The organism is Pseudomonas wadenswilerensis (genome assembly GCF_900497695.1).
Classification (GTDB): Bacteria; Pseudomonadota; Gammaproteobacteria; order Pseudomonadales; family Pseudomonadaceae; genus Aquipseudomonas; species Aquipseudomonas wadenswilerensis.
Genome location: NZ_UIDD01000001.1, coordinates 275593 through 295192, shown reverse-complemented (window position 1 = coordinate 295192; position 19600 = coordinate 275593). Strand labels below are relative to the sequence as shown.

The 19600-nt window shown below is 63.5% G+C and carries 20 protein-coding genes; 12 read left to right on the top strand and 8 right to left on the bottom strand.

Annotation, left to right across the window (positions count from 1 at the left end; all coding sequences use genetic code 11):
- The first annotated feature begins 43 nt into the window (after nt 1–43).
- Entirely contained in the window at nt 44–2890 is a 2847-nt protein-coding gene (locus CCOS864_RS01440; protein WP_115084731.1) for a class I adenylate cyclase, read from the top strand.
- Between the two features lie 3 nt (nt 2891–2893).
- Here the strand turns inward: CCOS864_RS01440 and rnk are convergent, their stop codons facing one another.
- From rnk to cyaY, 3 genes are all read right to left on the bottom strand, one after another.
- The gene (gene rnk / locus CCOS864_RS01435; RefSeq protein WP_115084729.1) at nt 2894–3313 is read right to left on the bottom strand and encodes a nucleoside diphosphate kinase regulator; all 420 of its coding nucleotides are present in this window, start codon (nt 3311–3313) and stop codon (nt 2894–2896) included.
- Between the two features lie 133 nt (nt 3314–3446).
- Entirely contained in the window at nt 3447–3668 is a 222-nt protein-coding gene (locus CCOS864_RS01430; RefSeq protein WP_010221127.1) for a DUF1289 domain-containing protein, read from the bottom strand.
- Nucleotides 3668–4000 carry an iron donor protein CyaY gene (gene cyaY, locus CCOS864_RS01425; protein ID WP_115084727.1) on the bottom strand — a complete coding sequence of 111 codons (333 nt, stop codon included), beginning with the start codon at nt 3998–4000 and terminating at the stop codon, nt 3668–3670. Before cyaY ends, CCOS864_RS01430 begins: the two co-directional genes overlap by 1 nt.
- Nucleotides 4001–4195: 195 nt before the next feature.
- Here cyaY and lptM point away from each other — a divergent pair, with 195 nt between their 5' ends.
- Genes lptM through CCOS864_RS01395 form a run of 6 tightly spaced genes read left to right on the top strand, consistent with a single transcriptional unit; the run spans nt 4196 to nt 8767 of the window.
- Entirely contained in the window at nt 4196–4333 is a 138-nt protein-coding gene (lptM, locus tag CCOS864_RS01420; RefSeq protein WP_038998077.1) for an LPS translocon maturation chaperone LptM, read from the top strand.
- 9 nt (nt 4334–4342) lie between these two features.
- A complete protein-coding gene (gene lysA, locus CCOS864_RS01415) occupies nt 4343–5590 on the top strand; it encodes a diaminopimelate decarboxylase (protein WP_115084726.1) in 1248 nt (415 codons plus the stop codon).
- 4 nt (nt 5591–5594) lie between these two features.
- The gene (gene dapF / locus CCOS864_RS01410; protein WP_045200978.1) at nt 5595–6425 is read left to right on the top strand and encodes a diaminopimelate epimerase; all 831 of its coding nucleotides are present in this window, start codon (nt 5595–5597) and stop codon (nt 6423–6425) included.
- A gap of 13 nt (nt 6426–6438) precedes the next feature.
- Entirely contained in the window at nt 6439–7176 is a 738-nt protein-coding gene (locus CCOS864_RS01405) for a DUF484 family protein (protein ID WP_115084724.1), read from the top strand.
- Nucleotides 7176–8075, top strand: a complete 900-nt coding sequence (gene xerC / locus CCOS864_RS01400; RefSeq protein ID WP_115084722.1) for a tyrosine recombinase XerC — start codon at nt 7176–7178, stop codon at nt 8073–8075. The genes CCOS864_RS01405 and xerC overlap by 1 nt, the downstream gene beginning before the upstream one ends.
- Nucleotides 8072–8767, top strand: coding sequence for an HAD family hydrolase (locus CCOS864_RS01395; RefSeq protein ID WP_115084720.1), 696 nt, complete (start codon nt 8072–8074; stop codon nt 8765–8767). The genes xerC and CCOS864_RS01395 overlap by 4 nt, the downstream gene beginning before the upstream one ends.
- A gap of 148 nt (nt 8768–8915) precedes the next feature.
- Here the strand turns inward: CCOS864_RS01395 and sutA are convergent, their stop codons facing one another.
- The 3 genes from sutA to glnK all read right to left on the bottom strand — a co-directional run bounded on the left by sutA (nt 8916) and on the right by glnK (nt 11417).
- The gene (sutA, locus tag CCOS864_RS01390; RefSeq protein ID WP_115084719.1) at nt 8916–9239 is read right to left on the bottom strand and encodes a transcriptional regulator SutA; all 324 of its coding nucleotides are present in this window, start codon (nt 9237–9239) and stop codon (nt 8916–8918) included.
- 464 nt (nt 9240–9703) lie between these two features.
- Nucleotides 9704–11035, bottom strand: coding sequence for an ammonium transporter (locus CCOS864_RS01385; protein WP_010221118.1), 1332 nt, complete (start codon nt 11033–11035; stop codon nt 9704–9706).
- Between the two features lie 43 nt (nt 11036–11078).
- Entirely contained in the window at nt 11079–11417 is a 339-nt protein-coding gene (gene glnK, locus CCOS864_RS01380; protein WP_002555808.1) for a P-II family nitrogen regulator, read from the bottom strand.
- Between the two features lie 329 nt (nt 11418–11746).
- Between glnK and CCOS864_RS01375 the strand changes: the two genes are divergently transcribed.
- From CCOS864_RS01375 to CCOS864_RS01360, 4 genes are all read left to right on the top strand, one after another.
- Entirely contained in the window at nt 11747–12010 is a 264-nt protein-coding gene (locus CCOS864_RS01375) for an accessory factor UbiK family protein (RefSeq protein WP_115084717.1), read from the top strand.
- Between the two features lie 7 nt (nt 12011–12017).
- The gene (locus CCOS864_RS01370) at nt 12018–12371 is read left to right on the top strand and encodes a gamma-glutamylcyclotransferase family protein (RefSeq protein ID WP_115084715.1); all 354 of its coding nucleotides are present in this window, start codon (nt 12018–12020) and stop codon (nt 12369–12371) included.
- Nucleotides 12372–12645: 274 nt separating this feature from the next.
- Nucleotides 12646–14139: a YifB family Mg chelatase-like AAA ATPase gene (locus tag CCOS864_RS01365; protein ID WP_115084714.1), complete on the top strand. Its 1494-nt coding sequence runs from the start codon at nt 12646–12648 to the stop codon at nt 14137–14139.
- 55 nt (nt 14140–14194) lie between these two features.
- A complete protein-coding gene (locus CCOS864_RS01360) occupies nt 14195–15625 on the top strand; it encodes a mechanosensitive ion channel family protein (RefSeq protein ID WP_115084712.1) in 1431 nt (476 codons plus the stop codon).
- A gap of 3 nt (nt 15626–15628) precedes the next feature.
- On the opposite strand, the gene amaA is transcribed toward CCOS864_RS01360, so the two are convergent.
- The gene (gene amaA, locus CCOS864_RS01355) at nt 15629–16915 is read right to left on the bottom strand and encodes an L-pipecolate oxidase (RefSeq protein ID WP_115084710.1); all 1287 of its coding nucleotides are present in this window, start codon (nt 16913–16915) and stop codon (nt 15629–15631) included.
- 118 nt (nt 16916–17033) lie between these two features.
- Nucleotides 17034–18524, bottom strand: a complete 1491-nt coding sequence (amaB, locus tag CCOS864_RS01350; RefSeq protein ID WP_115084709.1) for an L-piperidine-6-carboxylate dehydrogenase — start codon at nt 18522–18524, stop codon at nt 17034–17036.
- A 135-nt stretch (nt 18525–18659) separates the two neighbouring features.
- Between amaB and CCOS864_RS01345 the strand changes: the two genes are divergently transcribed.
- Nucleotides 18660–19556 carry a LysR family transcriptional regulator gene (locus CCOS864_RS01345; protein ID WP_115084707.1) on the top strand — a complete coding sequence of 299 codons (897 nt, stop codon included), beginning with the start codon at nt 18660–18662 and terminating at the stop codon, nt 19554–19556.
- The last annotated feature ends 44 nt before the right edge of the window (nt 19557–19600 follow it).

The following is a 19600-nucleotide window of genomic DNA, read 5'->3' as shown; positions in this document are numbered from 1 at the left end:
CTTAAACTCGCCATTGCTCCCCAGACGGCCGGTTTAGCTCGCCATGAACCACCCCCACGAAATTCGCCCCGACCTCGACCAGGGCATTGACCGCAAGGTGCTCAGCCAGCTGCGCCAACGTTTCCTGACGCTCAACCAGGGGCGCCTGGGGCGGGCCATGGACGGGCTGTCGAGCCGGCAACAGCAGGTGCTGACCCTGCTGCCGCTGTTTTTCCACGTCAATCACCCACTGCTACCCGGTTATGTATCCGGCAACACACCGGCGGGCGTCGCCAATTTCGAGCCTGATGCCCCACTGCTGGCCGAAGCCCAGCGCCTGACCCGCTCGTTCTCGTACAAGGCCCGCCGCGGCAACCCGCCCCAGCCGATTCACGGGCTGTACCTGATGGGCAGCCTGGGCACCCTGGCCCAGGCCGAGCAAAGCGATATGGACGTCTGGGTCTGTCACGCCGCCGACCTCAGCGAAAGCGAACTGGCAGAGCTGCGCAAGAAATGCCTGCTGCTGGAAATCTGGGCTGCCAGCCAGGGCGCCGAAGCCCACCTGTTTTTGATCGAGCCGCAAAGCTTCGTCCAGGGCGAGCGCGACGGCCAGCTCAGCTCCGATGACTGCGGCACCACCCAGCATTACCTGCTGCTCGACGAGTTTTACCGTACCGCCATCTGGCTCGCCGGGCGCACGCCCTTGTGGTGGCTGGTACCGGTCTACGAAGAAACACGCTACCGGCAATACATCGATACCCTGCTGTCCAAGCGCTTCGTGCGCGCCGAAGACAACCTCGACCTCGGCAACCTTGCGCACATCCCGCCGGGCGAGTTCGTCGGCGCCGGGTTGTGGCAGCTGTTCAAGGGCATCGAGTCGCCCTACAAGTCGGTGCTCAAGCTGCTGCTCACCGAGGTCTATGCCAGTGAGCACCCGCAGGTACAGTGCCTGAGCCTGCAGTTCAAGCAGGCGGTGTTCAGCAATCGCCTCGATCTCGACGAGCTCGACCCGTACATGATGGTCTACCGGCGTATCGAGCAGTACCTGCAAGGCCGTGGCGAACGTGAGCGGCTGGAGCTGGTGCGGCGCAGCCTGTACTTGAAGGTGAACAAGAAACTCAGCGGCCTGGCCCGCCAGCGTAGTGCCAGCTGGCAGCGTGACCTGCTGCAGCGCCTCAGCCAGGAATGGGGCTGGGATGAGCGCCAACTGGCGCTGCTCGACAGCCGCAGCCAGTGGAAAGTCCGCCAGGTGGCGGTCGAGCGCCGTGAGCTGGTGGCCGAGCTGAACTACAGCTACCGCTTCCTCTGCCAATTCGCCCGCAGCCAGAACGCTATCAGCCGCATCGACCAGCGTGACCTCAGCGTCCTCGGCCGGCGCCTGTACGCCGCCTTCGAACGGCGCGCCGGCAAAGTCGAGTTCATCAACCCGGGGATCGCCCCGGACCTCGCCGAAGACACCCTGACCCTGGTCCAGTCGCCCAACCGCAAGGAACCCGGGCAAACTCACTGGGGCCTGTATAACGGCAACCTGGGCGTACACGAGTGGGAGCACTTTGCCCCGATCAAGCGTTGCCGCGAACTGCTCGAATTGCTGACCTGGGCCCACCGCAATGGCGTGATCGACAGCAGCACGCGCCTGGCCCTGCACCCGGGCAGCAGCGACCTCAGCGAGTATGAGCTGTTCAACCTGCTCGGCAGCCTGCAACAGAGCGTCGCCCTGCCCCTGCCGGTGGTCAGCGAGCAGCGCCTGCTGCAACCGAGCGTGGCGGACGAGATACTCTTGCTGGTCAACGTCGGCATCGACCCGCTGCAGCACCACCGCGACCTGAACATCCTGATGACCACCGAGCGCACCGACTCGCTGAGCTATGCCGGGGTGCGCGAAAACCTGGTGCTGACCCTCGATCAGGTCACGCTCAATAGCTGGAACGAAGTGCAGGTACACCGCTACGACGGCGAACATGCCCTGCTGCGCTGCCTGCGCGATTACCTCAACAGCCTCGGTGCCGGCCACACGCCGAGGCTACGGGTGCGCTGTTTCTGCCACAACCGTGCCCAGGCCATTGCCCTGCGGGTCGAGGAAGTGTTCGCCACTACCCAGGCGCTGCTCGCGCAGAACCTCAACCACCGCTACCTGTTGCAGGTTGAGCAACACACCCATGTGCTGGAACTGCAAAGCGGCGCGGTGAACCTGGTGACCCTGGAAGATCAGGACGCCGTGCTGCGTTACCTCGGCGAAGAGCGCAGCGATTACAGCCCCCTGCACCTGGACGCCAACGCCCTGCAGGAGCTTGACCTGGCCCAGCTGCTGTCCCTGGGGCAGCCGCAGTGCATCCAGTTGTTCTATCGGGTGCAGGACGCCTGGGCGGATGTCTATGTGCTCGATGAGCACAATGCGCTGTGGCAGCAGCGCCTGCCGTTCCACGATGAAAACAGCCTGTTGCTGCCGCTGCAGCGCTTTTTGCAATCAATCGTGTTTCGCCGCGAAGCGCGCCTGCCGCTGGACAACCTGCAGGCCCAAGGCTCACTGGATATTCTTTATTACCAATTGTTGCCATCGGGTACCGGCAAGGTCCGCCAGGTGGAAGCGCGCCAGGTCGAGGTCAAAACTATCGACCGGCCGTACTACGAGGTGCAGGCGATTTTGCAGGCAGGCGCCAGCGACGACGTGCAAGTCACGCTGTACTGCAATCAACGGGAGTTTTCCCAGCTCGAGCACGGCGACCAGCTGTATGCCGTGGTCGCCCGCGAGATCATCGAGCAGCGCCTCGAGGCCGAGCGCTACCGGTGTTACATCACTGACCTGGACCTGTCCGGCCTGCTGGCCGACGGCCTGGGCTCGAGCATCTTGTACCTGCGCTACAAGGGCGAACTGGAGCGGGCGCTCAACGAGGCCCTGGCGCAGGCTTGAGGCTCAGAGGTCGAAGTCGCCTGCCGCTTCTGGCTGGTACTCGACTGCCAGCAGCTCGAGCTTGAGGGTCTTGCCGCCCGGGGCCGGCCAGTCGATCTTCTCGCCCACCGACAAGCCCAGCAGCGCGCTGCCGATCGGGGCGAGAATGGAGATCTTGCCTTCGTCGGCATTGGCGTCTTTCGGATAGACCAAAGTCAGGTGGTAGTCCTTGCCACTGGCTTCTTCGCGGCAATGAACCCGGGAGTTCATGGTCACGACACCGGCCGGAATTTCCTCGTGACCGACCGTTTCGGCGCGGTCCAGCTCGTCCTGCAAGGCGAGCACACCCGGCGAATCCTGCGTCTTCTCATCGAGGCTGTCGATAAGACGCTCGAGACGCTGTACGTCCAATCGGGTGACGATAATGGAAGGCTTGGTGCTCATGATCCGGTCAGACTCCTTTTTCTGGGCGATATAAAGCAAAACCCCGCCCAAGGGCGGGGTTTGCAGGAATTCGGCACAGCCGAAACAGGTTCGACACTACCACAGCCAAGTAAATACACAATACCCGGAGGGTCTATGCCGACCCGGCCAGCTGGCGACGCGCCAGCGCCTCTCGGCAGATCTGCCGGCGTTGCTCATCGTCGGCCGCACGCCACTGGCGAATGTCCTCGACATGGCGGAAGCAGCCGATGCAGACCTTGTGCTCATCCAGCCGGCAGGTGCTGATGCACGGCGACGGCACTGCCGGGCTGACATTGCTGTAGAGCGGCTTGGCCGGCTTGGCTGCACTGCTCATCAGATGTCGTCGAAATCGAGCTTTTCACCGATCCGCTCCCAGACGATGCGCTCGAGCATTTCGCCCAGCAGCTCTCCGCTCTTTTCGCAGGTCCACTTGCCGTTCTGCTCGTCGTAGTCGAAGTGGAAACCACCGGACCTGTCGGCCAGCCACAGTTGGCGCAGCGGCTCCTGACGGCTGAAGATCAGCTGGCTGCCGTTGTCGAACTTGATGGTCAGGACCCCTGCCGAGTTCTCCATGTCCAGATCCAGGTCAGTCTCGTCGAACAGGTCTTCCAGGGCCTGTTGGGTCGCGTCGACCAGGTCGTGAAAACGCGCTTCGGTCAAACTCATTGCAAGAACCTCAAAAATGTCTGCACACACGCAAGCCGGGCAAGATACGAGCGCGGCGCGCCGAATGCAAAGGATACCGACCTGCGCCCGCCGGCGCAGCCACCACCCCGCCCGACGGCGGGCTGCCTGCATAGGCAAGGGGCCGGGCGCTCGGTATACTCGGGCGCAATACTGCTTATTACAAAGGATTACGCCATGAAGCGCCTGATCTCCACCCTCGCGGCGCTCGTCGCGGTTGCCTGCCTCGTTTCCGCCTGCGGCCAGAAGGGCCCGCTGTACCTGCCAGACGAAAGCAAAGACGGTCAAAAGTCGCAATCGCACAAGCACCAGTAAGGGTAACCCATGGACGCTTTCAACTACCGCGACGGTGAACTGTTCGCGGAAGGCGTGGCCCTGTCGGCCATCGCCAAACGTTTCGGCACGCCCACCTACGTCTACTCGCGCGCCCACATCGAGGCCCAGTACCGTAGCTACGCCGATGCCCTGGAGGGTGTTTCGCACCTGGTGTGCTTCGCCGTCAAGGCCAACTCCAACCTCGGCGTGCTGAACCTGCTGGCCCGCCTGGGCGCAGGTTTCGATATCGTTTCCGGCGGTGAGCTGGAGCGGGTCCTGGCTGCTGGCGGGCGTGCCGATCGCGTGGTGTTCTCGGGCGTCGGCAAGACCCGCGAAGACATGCGCCGCGCCCTGGAAGTCGGCGTGCACTGCTTCAACGTCGAATCCACCGACGAGCTCGAGCGCCTGCAGGCAGTGGCTGCCGAAATGGGCGTGCGTGCGCCGGTTTCGCTGCGGGTCAACCCGGACGTCGATGCCGGCACCCACCCGTACATCTCCACGGGCCTCAAAGAAAACAAGTTCGGGATCGCCATCGCCGATGCCGAAGAGGTGTACATCCGCGCCGCGCAGCTACCGAACCTGGAAGTGGTCGGCGTCGATTGCCATATCGGCTCGCAGCTGACCACCCTGGAACCCTTCCTCGATGCCCTCGACCGCCTGCTGGCGTTGATCGACCGTCTCGGCGACTGCGGCATCCTCCTGCGCCACCTGGACCTGGGTGGCGGCGTCGGCGTGCGCTATCGCGACGAAGAGCCGCCACTGGCCAGCGACTACATCAAGGCCATCCGCGAGCGCGTCGGTGATCGCGACCTGGCCCTGGTGTTCGAGCCGGGCCGCTACATCGTCGCCAACGCCGGCGTACTGCTGACCCAGGTCGAGTACCTCAAGCACACCGAGCACAAGGATTTCGCCATCGTCGATGCGGCGATGAACGACCTGATCCGCCCGGCCCTGTACCAGGCCTGGATGAACGTCACCGCGGTGCAACCGCGTGCCGGTGAAGGCCGTACCTACGACATCGTCGGGCCGATCTGCGAGACCGGCGACTTCCTCGCCAAAGAGCGCGAACTGAACCTGGCCGAAGGCGACTTGCTGGCGGTGCACTCGGCGGGCGCCTATGGTTTTGTCATGAGCTCGAACTACAACACCCGTGGTCGTTGTGCCGAAGTGCTGGTCGATGGTGACCAGGCCTTCGAAGTGCGTCGTCGCGAAACCGTGGCCGAGTTGTTCGCCGGCGAAAGCCTGCTGCCGGAGTAAACCCATGCTGCTGCGTTTTACCAAGATGCATGGGCTGGGCAACGACTTCATGGTCCTCGACCTGGTCAGCCAGCATGCGCACATTCTGCCCAAGCACGCCAAGCAATGGGGCGACCGCCACACCGGCATCGGCTTCGACCAACTGCTGATCGTCGAGGCGCCAAGCAACCCGGAAGTGGATTTCCGCTACCGGATCTTCAACGCCGACGGCTCTGAAGTCGAACAGTGCGGCAACGGTGCGCGCTGCTTTGCACGCTTCGTGCTGGACAAGCGCCTGACCGCTAAAAAACGCATCCGCGTCGAAACCAAGGGCGGCATCATTGAGCTGGACGTGCGCAACGACGGGCAGATCAGCGTCGACATGGGCCCACCGCGGCTGGTGCCGGCCGAGATCCCGTTCGACGCGCCGGCCCAGGCCCTGAGCTACCCGCTGGAGGTCGCCGGACGCACTGTCGAACTGGCCGCCGTGTCGATGGGCAACCCCCATGCGGTGCTGCGCGTCGACGACATCAACGCCGCACCGGTGCACGAGCTGGGCGCGCAGATCGAGCATCACCCGCGCTTCCCGCAGCGGGTCAATGTCGGTTTCATCCAGGTCATCGACCGCCACCGCGCGCAACTGCGGGTGTGGGAACGTGGCGCTGGCGAAACCCAGGCCTGTGGTACTGGCGCCTGCGCCGCTGCTGTGGCGGCGATCAGCCAGGGCTGGATGGATTCACCGCTGTTGATCGACCTGCCGGGTGGGCGCCTGTCCATCGAATGGGCAGGCCCGGGCAAACCGGTGCTGATGACCGGCCCCGCCGTACGCGTGTTTGAAGGACAGGTTCGTCTATGAGTGAGTACCAGCCATGACCGATCAGCCCCAGGCTCCCGCCGAACAGCCCACCGACCTTAGCGCCGAGGGCTCGACGCCCAACCTCGGGGCTGAGGCCGTGGTTGCCTACCTGCGCGACAACCCGACGTTCTTCGCCGAGCACGACGAGTTGCTCAGCGAGCTGCACATCCCCCATCAGCGTGGTGACACCGTGTCGCTGGTCGAGCGCCAGCTCAAGCTGCTGCGCGACCGCAACATCGAAATGCGCCACCGCCTTTCGCAACTGATGGACGTGGCCCGCGACAACGACCGGCTGTTCGACAAGACCCGCCGGCTGATCCTCGACCTGCTCGATGCCGACAGCCTCGAAAGCGTGGTCATGGCCGTCGAAGACAGCCTGCGCCAGGAGTTCAAGGTGCCCTTTGTCAGCCTGATTCTGTTCGGCGAAACCGCAGCGCCGGTCGGCCGCTGGGTCAACAGCACAGACGCCCAGCAAGCCATTGGCGGCCTGCTGTGCGCCGGCAAGACGGTCAGCGGCAACCTGCGTGATCACGAGCTGGACTTTCTGTTCGGCGAAGAGCAGCGCAAGGAAGTCGGCTCCAGCGCCGTCGCCACCCTCAACCATCAGGGCCTGCACGGCGTACTGGCGATCGGTAGCCGCGATCCGCAGCATTACAAGAGCACGGTCGGCACCCTGTTCCTCAGCTACATCGCCGAAGTGCTGGGCCGGGTCGTCCCGCGCCATACCCAGACCCTGCGTCCGGTGCGCTAGTGGAACGCCAGCTGGAGGCCTTCTGCGCGCACTTGCGCAACGAGCGCCAGGTGTCCGAACACACCCAGCTGGCCTACCGACGCGACCTCGAAAGTGTCCTGGCGTTCTGCACCAAGGGCGGCATCGACAGCTGGAACGCCCTGCAAATCCAGCATCTGCGCCAACTGATCGCCCGCCAGCACCATCAGGGCCAGTCTTCACGCAGCCTCGCCCGCCTGCTCTCGGCAGTGCGTGGCTTCTACCGCTACCTCAACCGCGAAGGCCACTGCAGCCACGATCCGGCCAACGGCCTGTCGGCACCCAAGGGCGAGCGGCGCCTGCCCAAGACCCTCGACACCGACCGCGCCCTGCAACTGCTGGAAGGCGCAGTCGAGGATGAATTTCTCGCCCGCCGCGACCAGGCCATGCTCGAGCTGTTCTACTCCTCCGGCCTGCGCCTGTCGGAGCTGACCAGCCTCAACCTGGAGCAGCTCGACCTGCCGGGCGGCCTGGTGCAGGTGCACGGCAAGGGCAGCAAGACCCGCGTGCTGCCGGTCGGCCGCAAGGCCCGCGAGGCGCTGGAACAATGGCTGCCCCTGCGCGCTGGCAGTGGCCCGCAGGACGGCGCCGTATTCGTCAGCCAGCAAGGCCGACGGCTCGGCCCACGGGCCATTCAGCTGCGCGTGCAGGCCGCTGGTGCCCGCGAGCTGGGCCAGAACCTGCACCCGCACATGTTGCGGCACTCCTTCGCCAGCCACCTGCTGGAATCGTCCCAGGACCTGCGCGCCGTGCAAGAGATGCTTGGCCACGCCGACATCGCCACCACGCAGATCTACACTCACCTGGACTTCCAGCACCTGGCCGCCGTCTATGACAGCGCCCATCCCCGGGCCAAACGCAGTAAGGGCAGTGACTCATGAGCATCAAGCTGATCACCTTCGACCTCGACGACACCCTGTGGGACACCGCGCCGGTGATTGTCAGCGCCGAGGCCATCCTGCGCGACTGGCTGGCGGCCAATGCGCCAACCCTGGGCGCGGTCCCGGTGGAGCACCTGTACGCCATCCGCGAGCATCTGGTACAGGCGGAGCCCGGGCTCAAGCACCGCATCAGCGCCCTGCGCCGGCGCGTGCTGTTCCATGCCCTGGAAGAGGTCGGCTACAGCGAGAACAAGGCCCGTGAGCTGGCCAACGAAGGCTTCGAGGTGTTCCTCCGCGCCCGCCACCAGATTGACATTTTTCCCGAAGTGCAGCCGGTACTGGAGATCCTCCGGCACAGCTATACCCTGGGCGTGGTTACCAACGGCAACGCCGATGTACGCCGCCTGGGCCTGGCCGACTACTTCAAGTTTGCCCTGTGCGCCGAAGACTTAGGCGTTGGCAAACCCGATCCGCAGCCCTTCCTCGAAGCCCTGCGTCAGGGTGAGGTCGAAGCGCATGCGGCGGTGCATATCGGCGATCACCCCGGCGATGACATTGCCGGAGCCCAGCGTGCCGGCCTGCGGGCGATCTGGTTCAACCCCCAGGGTAAGACCTGGGAGGCTGAGAACCGCCCTGACGCGGAGATCCAGCGCCTGTCGCAGCTGCCTGAACTGCTCAACAGCTGGCGCTAAATCTGTGGGAGCGGGCTTGACCCGCGATTGCGGACTGTCAGCGCACATCGCATCGCGGGGCAAGCCCGCTACTACATTTCGGCGATCCAACCATTACAGACACAAAAAAGCCCGCAGCGACGGCGGGCTTTTTTGCTGACGGGGCCACTCAGATAGGGCGGCTACCGTACTTGTTGTCCGGCTTCTTGGGCGGATCGGCGACCACGTTGGCCTCCACTTCCTGCACCTTGCCACCACGGGAGAGAAACTCTTCCATGGCCTTGGCCAGAGCATCACGCTCCTTCTGCTTGGCTTCCATGCTCGGCATCTCGTCGACCGAGACCGCCGCCGACTTCTTGCCCTTGGCTACAGGTGCCGGGCTGTCGTCGCCGCTGTCGTCAGCCACATCATCAGCTGCCGCTTCGAGGCCTTCATCACCTTCGTCTTCGTCGCCTACTTCGAGGTCGTCAGTTTCCAGATCGTCGTCGCTCATGTTCTACCTCATGACTTGCGAAAAGCAGATTAGTTATAGACCAGCAACGTCGAAAATCGACAGCTGCCAGAAAAAATTCAAGGTCCGCGGACTGGCCGCAGGCCGTGGTTGCGCCACAACGAATGGCGAGAACCGGGCAAACCCCACGTCACGGGCGAGGCCTGTACAAATAAAGAGCGGGCGGCGTTAATGCGCCGACATACCCTGGCGTGATCGACTCGCTTATTGGCAAGCCTAGCAAAGGGTATGGAAGTTTGCGGACAGCTCGTCAGCACCCTTCGGCGCGCATTCTAGCGTGCTCAGAGAAAAAGCAAAGTGCCTAAATTTCACTGAGCGCTGTAAGTTTTCTGCCCACATCACACGCAGCCATCAAAGCTCGGGTAGAAACCGTTTGCGCTTGAACGAACGGACAATTTACGGGCAAAAAAATGCCCGGCAAGCCGGGCAAGTTTTTTTCGAGGCCGTTACAGGTTGTAGCCGCGCTCGTTGTGTTGCGCCAGGTCGAGACCGACCGACTCTTCTTCTTCGTTGACCCGCAGGCCCATGACCAGATCCAGCACCTTGAGGATCACGTACGTGACGATCGCGGTGTAGATCACGGTAAAGCCGACACCCTTGGCCTGAATCCAGACTTGTGCGCCGATGTCTTCAACGGTGCCGAAGCCACCCAGGGCCGGGGCTGCGAACACGCCGGTGAGGATCGCACCGACGATACCGCCGATGCCGTGCACGCCGAAGGCATCCAGGGAGTCGTCATAGCCGAGCTTGCGCTTGAGGCTGGTGGCGCAGAAGTAGCAGATCACGCCTGCCACCAGGCCGATCACCAGGGCGCCCATCGGCCCGACGGTGCCGGCAGCCGGGGTGATGGCCACAAGACCTGCTACCACCCCCGAGGCGATGCCCAGTGCGCTTGGCTTACCGTGGGTCAGCCACTCGGCGAACATCCAGCCCAGGGCCGCTGCGGCGGTGGCGATCTGGGTCACCAGCATGGCCATGCCGGCGGTGCCGTTGGCCGCAGCGGCAGAGCCTGCGTTGAAGCCGAACCAGCCAATCCACAGCATGGCCGCGCCCATCAGCGTGTAACCGAGGTTGTGCGGCGCCATCGGCGTGGTCGGGAAGCCCTTGCGCTTGCCCAGCACCAGGCAGGCCACCAGGCCGGCGATACCGGCGTTGATGTGCACCACGGTGCCGCCGGCGAAGTCGAGCACGCCCCAGTCCCACATCAGGCCGCCGTTGCCGCTCCAGACCATGTGGGCGATCGGCGCGTAGACCAGGGTGAACCAGATGGCCATGAAGATCAGCATCGCCGAGAACTTCATACGCTCGGCAAAGGCACCGACGATCAGCGCCGGGGTGATGATCGCGAAGGTCATCTGGAAGGTGATGAATACCGCTTCAGGGAACAGCGCCGCCGAAGAGGTCAGGCTCGCCGGGGTCACGCCGGCGAGGAACGCCTTGGACAGACCGCCAACGAAGGAATTGAAGTTGACTACACCTTGCTCCATACCGGTGGTATCGAACGCCAGGCTATAGCCGTAAACCACCCACAGGACGCTGATCAGGCCGGTGATCGCAAAGCACTGCATCATCACCGACAGCACGTTCTTGGAACGCACCATGCCGCCGTAGAACAGGGCCAGACCAGGGATGGTCATGAACAGCACCAGGGCTGTGGCGGTCAACATCCAGGCGGTGTCGCCGGAGTTGAGCACGGGGGCTGCCTCCTCTGCCAGGGCCAGGCCGGGCATTACGAGGGACAAAAGGGCTCCTAGCCCTGCGAACTGACGCAGAGTCATATTGTTATCTCCTGGGGCGTTGGGGTTTGGTGAGGCTTTTTTGTTAGATCGCGTCGGTATCGGTTTCGCCGGTACGGATGCGAATCGCCTGCTCCAGATTGACCACGAAAATCTTGCCGTCACCGATCTTGCCGGTGTTGGCCGCCTTGGTGATCGCCTCGATGACCCGGTCCAAATCCTTGTCGTCGATGGCGACGTCGATCTTCACCTTGGGCAGGAAATCGACCACATATTCAGCGCCGCGATACAGCTCGGTGTGACCTTTCTGCCGGCCGAAACCTTTGACTTCAGTGACAGTGATGCCCTGCACGCCGATTTCGGACAGCGACTCGCGCACGTCGTCCAACTTGAACGGCTTGATGATGGCAGTGACTAGCTTCATGAAACTCTCTCCCGAATTGGTGGACTTGCCCCAGGAAAACAAACCCGACTCAAGTCTAAGCGCAGTGCCTGGCTTTGTAACGCGTCGTCATGGTGACTGCATCAATGCATGGGTCATGAAGGTCTTAGCAGAAAGCTTGCCAGATTGGTTAAACCCCCGGATTACAGGGACTTACGTTACTCGGCCCGACTTGGCCAGTCGCCAGCACCGTTTTGATGCACAACAACGGTGCGCGGCGTTTCGCCGCCATGCGCGAAAAGCGTGCAGCATTGGGGCGCTAAAGGTGCGTGTTACACTGGCGCCCCATTGCATACTGTGGACAGCCGAACATGCTCGCGCCCAAAGCCTTTCTTGATGCCCTGAGCGACCAGGCCTCGCGCCTGTTCAGTGGCGACTCCTCGCAGCCCCGCAGCGAAATCGAAAGCCAGTTCAAGGCCCTGCTGCAAAGTGGGTTCAGCAAACTGGAACTGGTCAGCCGGGAAGAATTCGACAGCCAGATGGTCGTCCTGGCCCGCACCCGCGCCCGCCTTGAAGCGCTCGAAGCCAAGGTCGCGGAGATGGAAGCACGCCAGAACCCGCCCGCTGCCGAGTGAGCTTGCGATGACGCCTTCTACTGAGTACCCGGTGCTGTTGTTCTCCTACGGCACCTTGCAGGACAAAGCCGTGCAACTGGCCAACTTCGGCCGCGAACTGGTCGGCCAGACTGACCAGATGCTCGGTTACAGCCAGACATGGGTGGAAATTACCGACCCGCAAGTCCTGGCCACCAGCGGCAAGACCCACCACCCGATCGTCACCCCCAGCAACAATGCAAACGACAGCGTGGCCGGCATGGTCTTCCAGATCAGCGAGGCCGAGCTTGCGGCGGCGGATGCCTATGAAGTGTCCGACTACAAGCGGGTTGCGGTGACCCTGGCCTCTGGCCTGACGGCCTGGGTTTACGTGCGCGCCTGAGCGACGCGGTAGTGGCCAAGGCCTCGCACATAACGCTCGGCGTGGCTGGCTGAGCTGACCTCATCGCGGGTCAAGCCCGCTCCTACACAAGGTGAGCGCCAAGCCTGAGAACAGTGCTGAACCTGTGGGAGCTGGCTTGCCGGCGATCGAGTGCGCAGCGCTCGCACAAATGGTCCTGTAAAAACCTGACTCACTCTTCCCCGCCCCGATCCGCTCCACCCCACTACGCTTGCAGAGCCGCAGGACGCGGCCTCGTCTAGATCATGGAGCGTTCATGTCCCTCGCCCTTGTCCACAGCCGTGCCCAGGTTGGTGTTTCGGCCCCGGCGGTCAGTGTTGAAGCGCATCTGGCCAATGGTTTGCCGGCGCTGACCCTGGTTGGCCTGCCGGAAGCGACCGTGAAGGAAAGCAAGGATCGGGTGCGCAGCGCGATCCTCAATTCCGGCCTGGAATTCCCCGCCCGGCGCATCACCCTCAACCTCGCGCCAGCCGACCTGCCCAAGGATGGCGGGCGCTTCGACCTGGCCATCGCCCTGGGGATTCTCGCCGCCAACGGCCAGTTCCCGATTGCAGCGCTTGGCGAGGTGGAATGCCTGGGCGAACTGGCGCTGTCCGGGGCGATCCGCTCGGTGCAAGGTGTTCTGCCCGCAGCCTTGGCTGCACGAGCAGCCGGTCGGGCCCTGGTCGTGCCGCAGGAAAATGCCGAAGAAGCCTGTCTGGCATCGGGGCTGGTGGTGTTTGCAGTCAGTCACCTGCTGGAGCTGGTCGCCCACTTCAACGGCCACACCCCGCTCAATCCCTACGCAGCCAACGGCCTGTTGCTGCAGATCCGCCCCTACCCCGACCTCAACGAAGTGCAAGGCCAGCAAGCCGCCAAGCGCGCGCTACTGGTCGCGGCCGCAGGCGCACACAACCTGCTGTTCAGCGGCCCACCCGGCACCGGCAAGACCCTGCTCGCCAGCCGCCTGCCCGGCCTGTTGCCGCCGCTGGATGAGCGCGAGGCACTGGAGGTGGCAGCGATCCAGTCGGTGGCCAGCCATGTACCGCTGAGCAGCTGGCCGCAGCGTCCGTTTCGTCATCCGCACCATTCGGCCTCAGGTGCTGCGCTGGTCGGCGGTGGCAGCCGACCGCAGCCAGGAGAGATAACCCTGGCCCATCACGGCGTGCTGTTCCTCGATGAGCTGCCGGAGTTCGAGCGGCGCGTACTGGAAGTGCTGCGCGAACCGCTGGAATCCGGCGAGATCGTCATCGCCCGGGCCAAGGACAAAATCCGCTTCCCGGCGCGCTTCCAGCTGGTCGCCGCCATGAACCCCTGTCCCTGTGGATATCTTGGCGACCCCACCGGGCGCTGTCGCTGCAGCAGCGAACAGATCCAGCGCTACCGCAACAAACTCTCCGGCCCCTTGCTCGACCGCATCGACCTGCACCTGACTGTCGCCCGCGAAGCCACGGCACTGTCCACCAGCAGCAGCCACGGCGAAAGCAGCGCCACCATTGCCGCGCAAGTCGCCGCCGCCCGCGACATCCAGCAACAGCGCCAGGGCTGTGCCAACGCCTTCCTCGACCTGCCCGGCCTGCGCCAGTATTGCGGGTTATCCACAGCCGACCAGACCTGGCTGGAAAGCGCCTGCGAACGCCTGACCCTGTCGCTACGAGCCGCCCACCGCCTGCTCAAGGTGGCGCGCACCCTGGCTGACCTGGAACAGGCTGAAAACATCGGCCGCGACCACCTGGCCGAAGCACTGCACTATCGCCCCAGCAACCAGTAGTAATTGCCCGCATTCTGCTCTTAACTTGGCAACAGCCCACCGCACCGAGACCGGTATGTTCGCATTCGTCCAGAGTTACCCGCTGTTGCTCGGCATTACCCTGATCGTGCTCGACCTCACGCTCTGGCAACTGATACCCGCCAATCGCCGCCCTTGGCGCATCGGTGCGCGCTTGCTGGCGTTTTCGCTGTTTACCTGGGTGCTGATCAGCGCCGGGGTCAGCCCGCTGCAACCTGCGCCCTGGGTCGAGGATGTGCCGCGCAATCTGCTCGCTACGGTGCTGGGGATTGCCTGGTGGCTGTTTGCGGCGCGTACCGCCACGGTAGTGATCGGCCTGGTGCTGGTGGCCCGTAGCGGTCACACCGGGCGGTTGCTGCAGGATGTGCTGGGGGCGGTGATCTTCCTGGTCGCCATTGTTGCCGCAGCGGCATATGTGCTGCAGCTGCCGGTCAAAGGCCTGCTGGCAACCTCCGGGGTCATGGCAATCGTGATCGGCCTGGCGCTGCAGAGCACGCTGAGCGATGTGTTCTCCGGCATTGTGCTGAATACCACCCGCCCCTATCAGATCGGCGATTCGATCAGCATCGACGGCACCGAAGGCAAGGTCATCGAGATCGACTGGCGCGCCACCCGCCTGCTTACCGGCAACGGCAGCATGGCGGTGATTCCCAACTCGGTGGCGGCCAAGGCCAAGCTGCTCAACTTCAGCCAGCCCAGCGATGTGCACGGCGTCTCCATCACCGTCGTGGTGCCGGCCAAGGTGCGCCCGCGACGGGTGCTCGATGCGCTGGAGAAAACCCTGCAAGGCACGCGCACGTTACTGATCACCCCTGCCCCGAAAGCGACGATCAAGAGTTCGAGCCTGGAGTCGGTGGAGTACGAGGCCAGCGGCTTTGTCAGCTCCATGAGCCAGAAGACCGAGGTGCGCAACCATATGTTCGACCTCGCCCACCGCCACCTGGAAGCGGCCGGCGTGGTGTGGAACAGCGATACCCAGCCAGGCCAGATGTGGAACCGTCAGCGCGCCCTGCTCGAGGATGTGCGGATCTTCCGTTCGCTCAGCAACGAGGAGAAAGACAACCTCAGCCAGCGCATGACCGCCGTGGAATACCTGGCCGACCAGGTGATCCTCGGCGTCGGCGACAGCTCGGATTACCTGCTGGTGATTGGCACCGGGGTGGTGTCTGTCGGCATTCGTGATGGCGACAAGCAGCTCGAAGCCGGGCGCATGGGCCCGGGTGAGGTATTGGGAGTGGAGGGCTTGCTGGAAGCGGATGATTCCACTGCCGAGTTCCGCACCCTGACCAGCTGCATTCTCTATCGCATCGACAAGGACGAAGTGCGCAGTTGCCTGGAGCAACGCACCGAGGTCAAGACTGCGCTGCTCAAGCTGCAACGCATCCGCCAGCAAACCCGCCAGTCACTGCTGGAGCAAAAGCCTGCAGCCATCAAGAAAGGCGGTTTTCTCAGCTGGCTGCACAAGTAGCCGTCAGAGCACCACGCGCAAGCATTGCCCGGCGTGATACAGCGAGAAGCCGGTTTCGTAGAAGCCGGTACGCAGCGCCGGCGCCGACACCGGTTTCATTGCCGAGAACGGAATCGGCAAGGCATCCGGGTTGTCGCAGAGCAGGTACTGGGCAAAGGCTTTGCCGATCACCGTGCCGGTGGTGTTGCCGCGGCCGTTGTAGCCAGTGACGGCGACGATGCCCGGCGCCGGCTCGAACAGGCGCATCAGGTGGTCCGGGGTGAAGTCGATGCAGCCGGTCCAGTGCATTTCCCACTCGACCTTGCCCAGTTGCGGGAAGTAGTGGTTCTGGATGCGGTCGGCCCAACTGCGGATGAACCAGGCCGGCTTGTTGTCGACCCGCCCGAGGCTGCCGAGCAACAGGCGCCCTTGGTCATCACGACGGATGCTGCTGAGCACCGTGCGCGTATCCCACGAACCCTGGCCGTGCTTGAGCACGTTGTCGGCAGCGGCGCCTTGCAGCGGCACCGAAGCGACCTGGTAGTAGTAGCCGCGGAAGAACTGGCGTTGCAGGTTGGTCCAGTCGCCTTCGGTGTAGGCGCCGGTAGAGATCACCACCTTGTCGGCGCTGACCGAACCTTTGGCGGTCTTCACCCGCCAGCTGCCGCCTTCACGCTCCAGGCCTTGCACGGCGGACTGCTGGAAGATCTGCCCACCCAGACGCTCGACCGCAGCGGCCAGGCCCTGTGTATAACCCATGGGGTTGATGGTGCCGGCGCGGCGATCGAGCAGCGCGGCGGAAATCTTGTCGGTACCGCAATATTCTTCGCACTTGGCCCCGGTCAGCAGCTCGACATCGGCGCCACGCCGGCTCCATTGCTGGTGACGGGCTTCGAGGTCGGCAACGCCGGTGGCGTTGTGGGCCATGTGCAGGGTGCCGGTGTTGTGGGCCTGGCAGTCGATACCCAGGCGTTCGATGGTGGCGAACACTTCGCCCGGCGCCTCACCCAGTATCTTGTTCAGGCGGCTGCCTTGCTTCTGGCCAAGGGTCGCTTCAACGTCATCCGGACGAATCCAGGTGCCGGCGTTGACCAGGCCGACGTTGCGCCCGGAACCACCGTGGCCGATTTTCCAGGCTTCGAGCAGGATCACCGTCTTGCCCTGTTCGAGCAGGTGAATGGCTGCCGACAGGCCAGTGATACCGCCGCCGATGATGCACACATCGGCCTTGAGCTCGGCGTTCAGCACCCGGGATGGCGCAGCGGGCTGGGTGACGTGTTCCCAGAGGCATTGTTGACGCAGTTCTGGCATGGCCGGCTTCCTCTTTTATTCTTGTGCGGTGGTGCCCCTATCGCTGGCAAGCCAGCTCCCACAGGGAGCAGCGGTCCTTGTGGGAGCTGGCTTGCCAGCGATGGGGCCGACTCGGTATTCAGTCGAACACAATCCCCTGCGCCAACGGCAGCTCGCGGGAATAGTTCACGGTATTGGTCTGCCGACGCATGTAGGCCTTCCACGAATCCGAGCCTGACTCACGGCCACCGCCGGTTTCCTTCTCACCGCCAAACGCCCCGCCAATCTCCGCACCGCTGGTGCCGATGTTGACGTTGGCAATCCCGCAGTCACTGCCTGCCGCACTCTGGAAGCGCTCGGCTTCACGCAGGTCGGTGGTGAAGATGCACGACGACAGACCTTGCGGCACTTCGTTGTTCAGGCGCAGGGCTTCGTCGAATTCGTCGTAGGTCAGCACGTAGAGGATCGGTGCGAAAGTTTCATGACGAACCACGGCGCTCTGCGCGGGCATCTCGGCAATAGCTGGAGAAACGTAGTAGGCATTCGGGTACTGGTCCTCAAGCTGCCGCTCACCACCAAACACCTGGCCGCCTTCATCGCGGGCACGGGCCAACGCATCCTGCATGCCTGCGAACGAAGCCTTGTCGATCAGCGGGCCGACCAGGTTGTCTTTACGTGGATCACCGATACGTACCTTGGCGTACGCGGCTTTGACCCGGGCCACCACTTCGTCCTTGATCGAACGATGAACGATCAGCCGGCGCAGGGTGGTGCAACGCTGGCCCGCAGTGCCAACGGCGCTGAACAAGATGCCGCGCACGGCCAGGTCGAGGTCGGCGCTGGGCGCGAGGATCATCGCGTTGTTGCCACCCAGCTCGAGGATGCTGCGACCGAAACGCGCGGCCACACGCGGGCCGACTTCACGGCCCATGCGGGTGCTGCCGGTGGCGCTGACCAGCGGCACGCGCGGGTCGTCGACCAGGGCTTCGCCGGCATCGCGATCACCGATGATCAGCTGGCTCAGGCCTTCTGGCGCTTCGCCAAAGGCTTTCAGGGCTTTTTCGAACAGCGCCTGGCAGGCCAGCGCGGTCAGCGGGGTTTTCTCCGACGGCTTCCACACCACGGCGTTGCCGCACACCAGCGCCAGGGTGGTGTTCCAGGCCCAGACCGCGACCGGGAAGTTGAAGGCGCTGATCACCCCGACCACCCCCAGCGGATGCCAGCTTTCACGCATGTGGTGGCCCGGGCGCTCGGAGGCGATGGTCAGGCCGTACAGCTGACGCGACAGACCGACGGCGAAGTCGCAGATATCGATCATTTCCTGCACTTCGCCCAGGCCTTCCTGGGTGATCTTGCCGGCTTCGATCGACACCAGTTCACCGAGTTCGGCCTTGTGCTTGCGCAGCACTTCGCCAAACAGGCGGATCAACTCACCGCGACGCGGGGCCGGAACGTTGCGCCAAGCCTGGAAGGCTTGTTCAGCCTGATCGATCTTGGCGGTCACCTGGGCTTTGCTTTCCAGGTGCACCGAGGCAATCGCGCTGCCATCGATAGGGGTGTGAACGGGATGGTTGCCATGGGTGTAGGCAGTAGTGGGAACACCGAGGCGGTCAAGCAGTCCATCAACCATTTTCTTCTCCTGCATGCGATGAGTGGTTGAAATAGTGATAGGGATCAGTATTAATCCGATCACTCTGGCGCAACAAACGACCTTTATTCTGCATATCATTCCGCCAGGTAATGATCTACTGGCTTAGAGACCGCTATGTCCAAACGTCTGGTGCCATCGATGGCCGCCCTGCAGTGTTTCGAGGCTGCCGCCCGGCACCTGAGCTTCACCCGCGCCGCCGAAGAGCTGCACCTGACCCAGAGCGCGGTGAGCAAGCAGGTGGCCCAGCTTGAAGAGATGCTCCGCCATCACCTGTTCCTGCGGATCCGCCGGCGCCTGCAACTGACTCCAGCAGGCGCGCTGTACCTGGCCGAGGTCAACAAGATTCTCACCCAGGTCGATATGTCCAGCCGTTACATCATGTCCTACGGCGAACAGACCGAAGTCCTCAAGGTAGCCACTCAACCGAGCTTTGGCGTGCGTTGGCTGATCCCGCACCTCAAAGGCTTCGGCAAGCAGCACCCGAACATCCACCTCGACATCCGCAACGAGATGGAGCCCTTTGCCCTGCTGCAGGCCACTGCCGACGTGGTGTTCTTCTTTGGTCAGGGCACTTGGCCGGGGGCCACCTGCATCGAGCTGTTCGGCGAGGAAGTGCTGCCGGTGTGCGCACCGGAACTGTTGCAGGGGCGCACGCTCAAGGACGCCAGCGAACTGGCCGAGCTGGTGCTGCTGCAAAGCACTTCGCGTCCGGAGGCCTGGCACGAGTGGTTTCTCGAGCAAGGCCTGCATTCGGCCAACAGTTATCACGGGCCGCGCTTCGATACCTTCTATATGAGCCTCAGCGCTGCCCAGTCCGGCTGCGGCGTGGCCCTGGTGCCGCGCTATCTGGTGGCCCAGGAACTGGCCGAAGGTAAATTGATCGTGCCCTGGCAGCACAGCATGCGCAGCAATGGTGCGCATTTCCTGGCGTTTTCCGAGCATGCGGCGGAGGTGCCGAAGGTACGCGCGCTGGTCGATTGGATTCGGGCGGAGCTGGACCTGCAAGGTTGATAATTTTTGGAATGACAGATCGACTTTTTTTCGCTTGTGCGAGC

Excerpts from the sequence above, each read along its gene's own strand:
- CCOS864_RS01375 (WP_115084717.1), top strand. The coding sequence starts at position 11,747 with ATGCTCGCGCCCAAAGCCTTTCTTGATGCCCTGAGCGACCAGGCCTCG.
- CCOS864_RS01365 (WP_115084714.1), top strand. The coding sequence starts at position 12,646 with ATGTCCCTCGCCCTTGTCCACAGCCGTGCCCAGGTTGGTGTTTCGGCC.
- CCOS864_RS01360 (WP_115084712.1), top strand. The coding sequence starts at position 14,195 with ATGTTCGCATTCGTCCAGAGTTACCCGCTGTTGCTCGGCATTACCCTG.
- lysA (WP_115084726.1), top strand. The coding sequence starts at position 4,343 with ATGGACGCTTTCAACTACCGCGACGGTGAACTGTTCGCGGAAGGCGTG.
- cyaY (WP_115084727.1), bottom strand. The coding sequence starts at position 4,000 with ATGAGTTTGACCGAAGCGCGTTTTCACGACCTGGTCGACGCGACCCAA.
- glnK (WP_002555808.1), bottom strand. The coding sequence starts at position 11,417 with ATGAAGCTAGTCACTGCCATCATCAAGCCGTTCAAGTTGGACGACGTG.
- CCOS864_RS01370 (WP_115084715.1), top strand. The coding sequence starts at position 12,018 with ATGACGCCTTCTACTGAGTACCCGGTGCTGTTGTTCTCCTACGGCACC.
- CCOS864_RS01345 (WP_115084707.1), top strand. The coding sequence starts at position 18,660 with ATGTCCAAACGTCTGGTGCCATCGATGGCCGCCCTGCAGTGTTTCGAG.
- CCOS864_RS01430 (WP_010221127.1), bottom strand. The coding sequence starts at position 3,668 with ATGAGCAGTGCAGCCAAGCCGGCCAAGCCGCTCTACAGCAATGTCAGC.
- amaA (WP_115084710.1), bottom strand. The coding sequence starts at position 16,915 with ATGCCAGAACTGCGTCAACAATGCCTCTGGGAACACGTCACCCAGCCC.
- CCOS864_RS01440 (WP_115084731.1), top strand. The coding sequence starts at position 44 with ATGAACCACCCCCACGAAATTCGCCCCGACCTCGACCAGGGCATTGAC.
- sutA (WP_115084719.1), bottom strand. The coding sequence starts at position 9,239 with ATGAGCGACGACGATCTGGAAACTGACGACCTCGAAGTAGGCGACGAA.
- lptM (WP_038998077.1), top strand. The coding sequence starts at position 4,196 with ATGAAGCGCCTGATCTCCACCCTCGCGGCGCTCGTCGCGGTTGCCTGC.
- amaB (WP_115084709.1), bottom strand. The coding sequence starts at position 18,524 with ATGGTTGATGGACTGCTTGACCGCCTCGGTGTTCCCACTACTGCCTAC.
- CCOS864_RS01405 (WP_115084724.1), top strand. The coding sequence starts at position 6,439 with ATGACCGATCAGCCCCAGGCTCCCGCCGAACAGCCCACCGACCTTAGC.
- CCOS864_RS01385 (WP_010221118.1), bottom strand. The coding sequence starts at position 11,035 with ATGACTCTGCGTCAGTTCGCAGGGCTAGGAGCCCTTTTGTCCCTCGTA.
- dapF (WP_045200978.1), top strand. The coding sequence starts at position 5,595 with ATGCTGCTGCGTTTTACCAAGATGCATGGGCTGGGCAACGACTTCATG.
- rnk (WP_115084729.1), bottom strand. The coding sequence starts at position 3,313 with ATGAGCACCAAGCCTTCCATTATCGTCACCCGATTGGACGTACAGCGT.
- CCOS864_RS01395 (WP_115084720.1), top strand. The coding sequence starts at position 8,072 with ATGAGCATCAAGCTGATCACCTTCGACCTCGACGACACCCTGTGGGAC.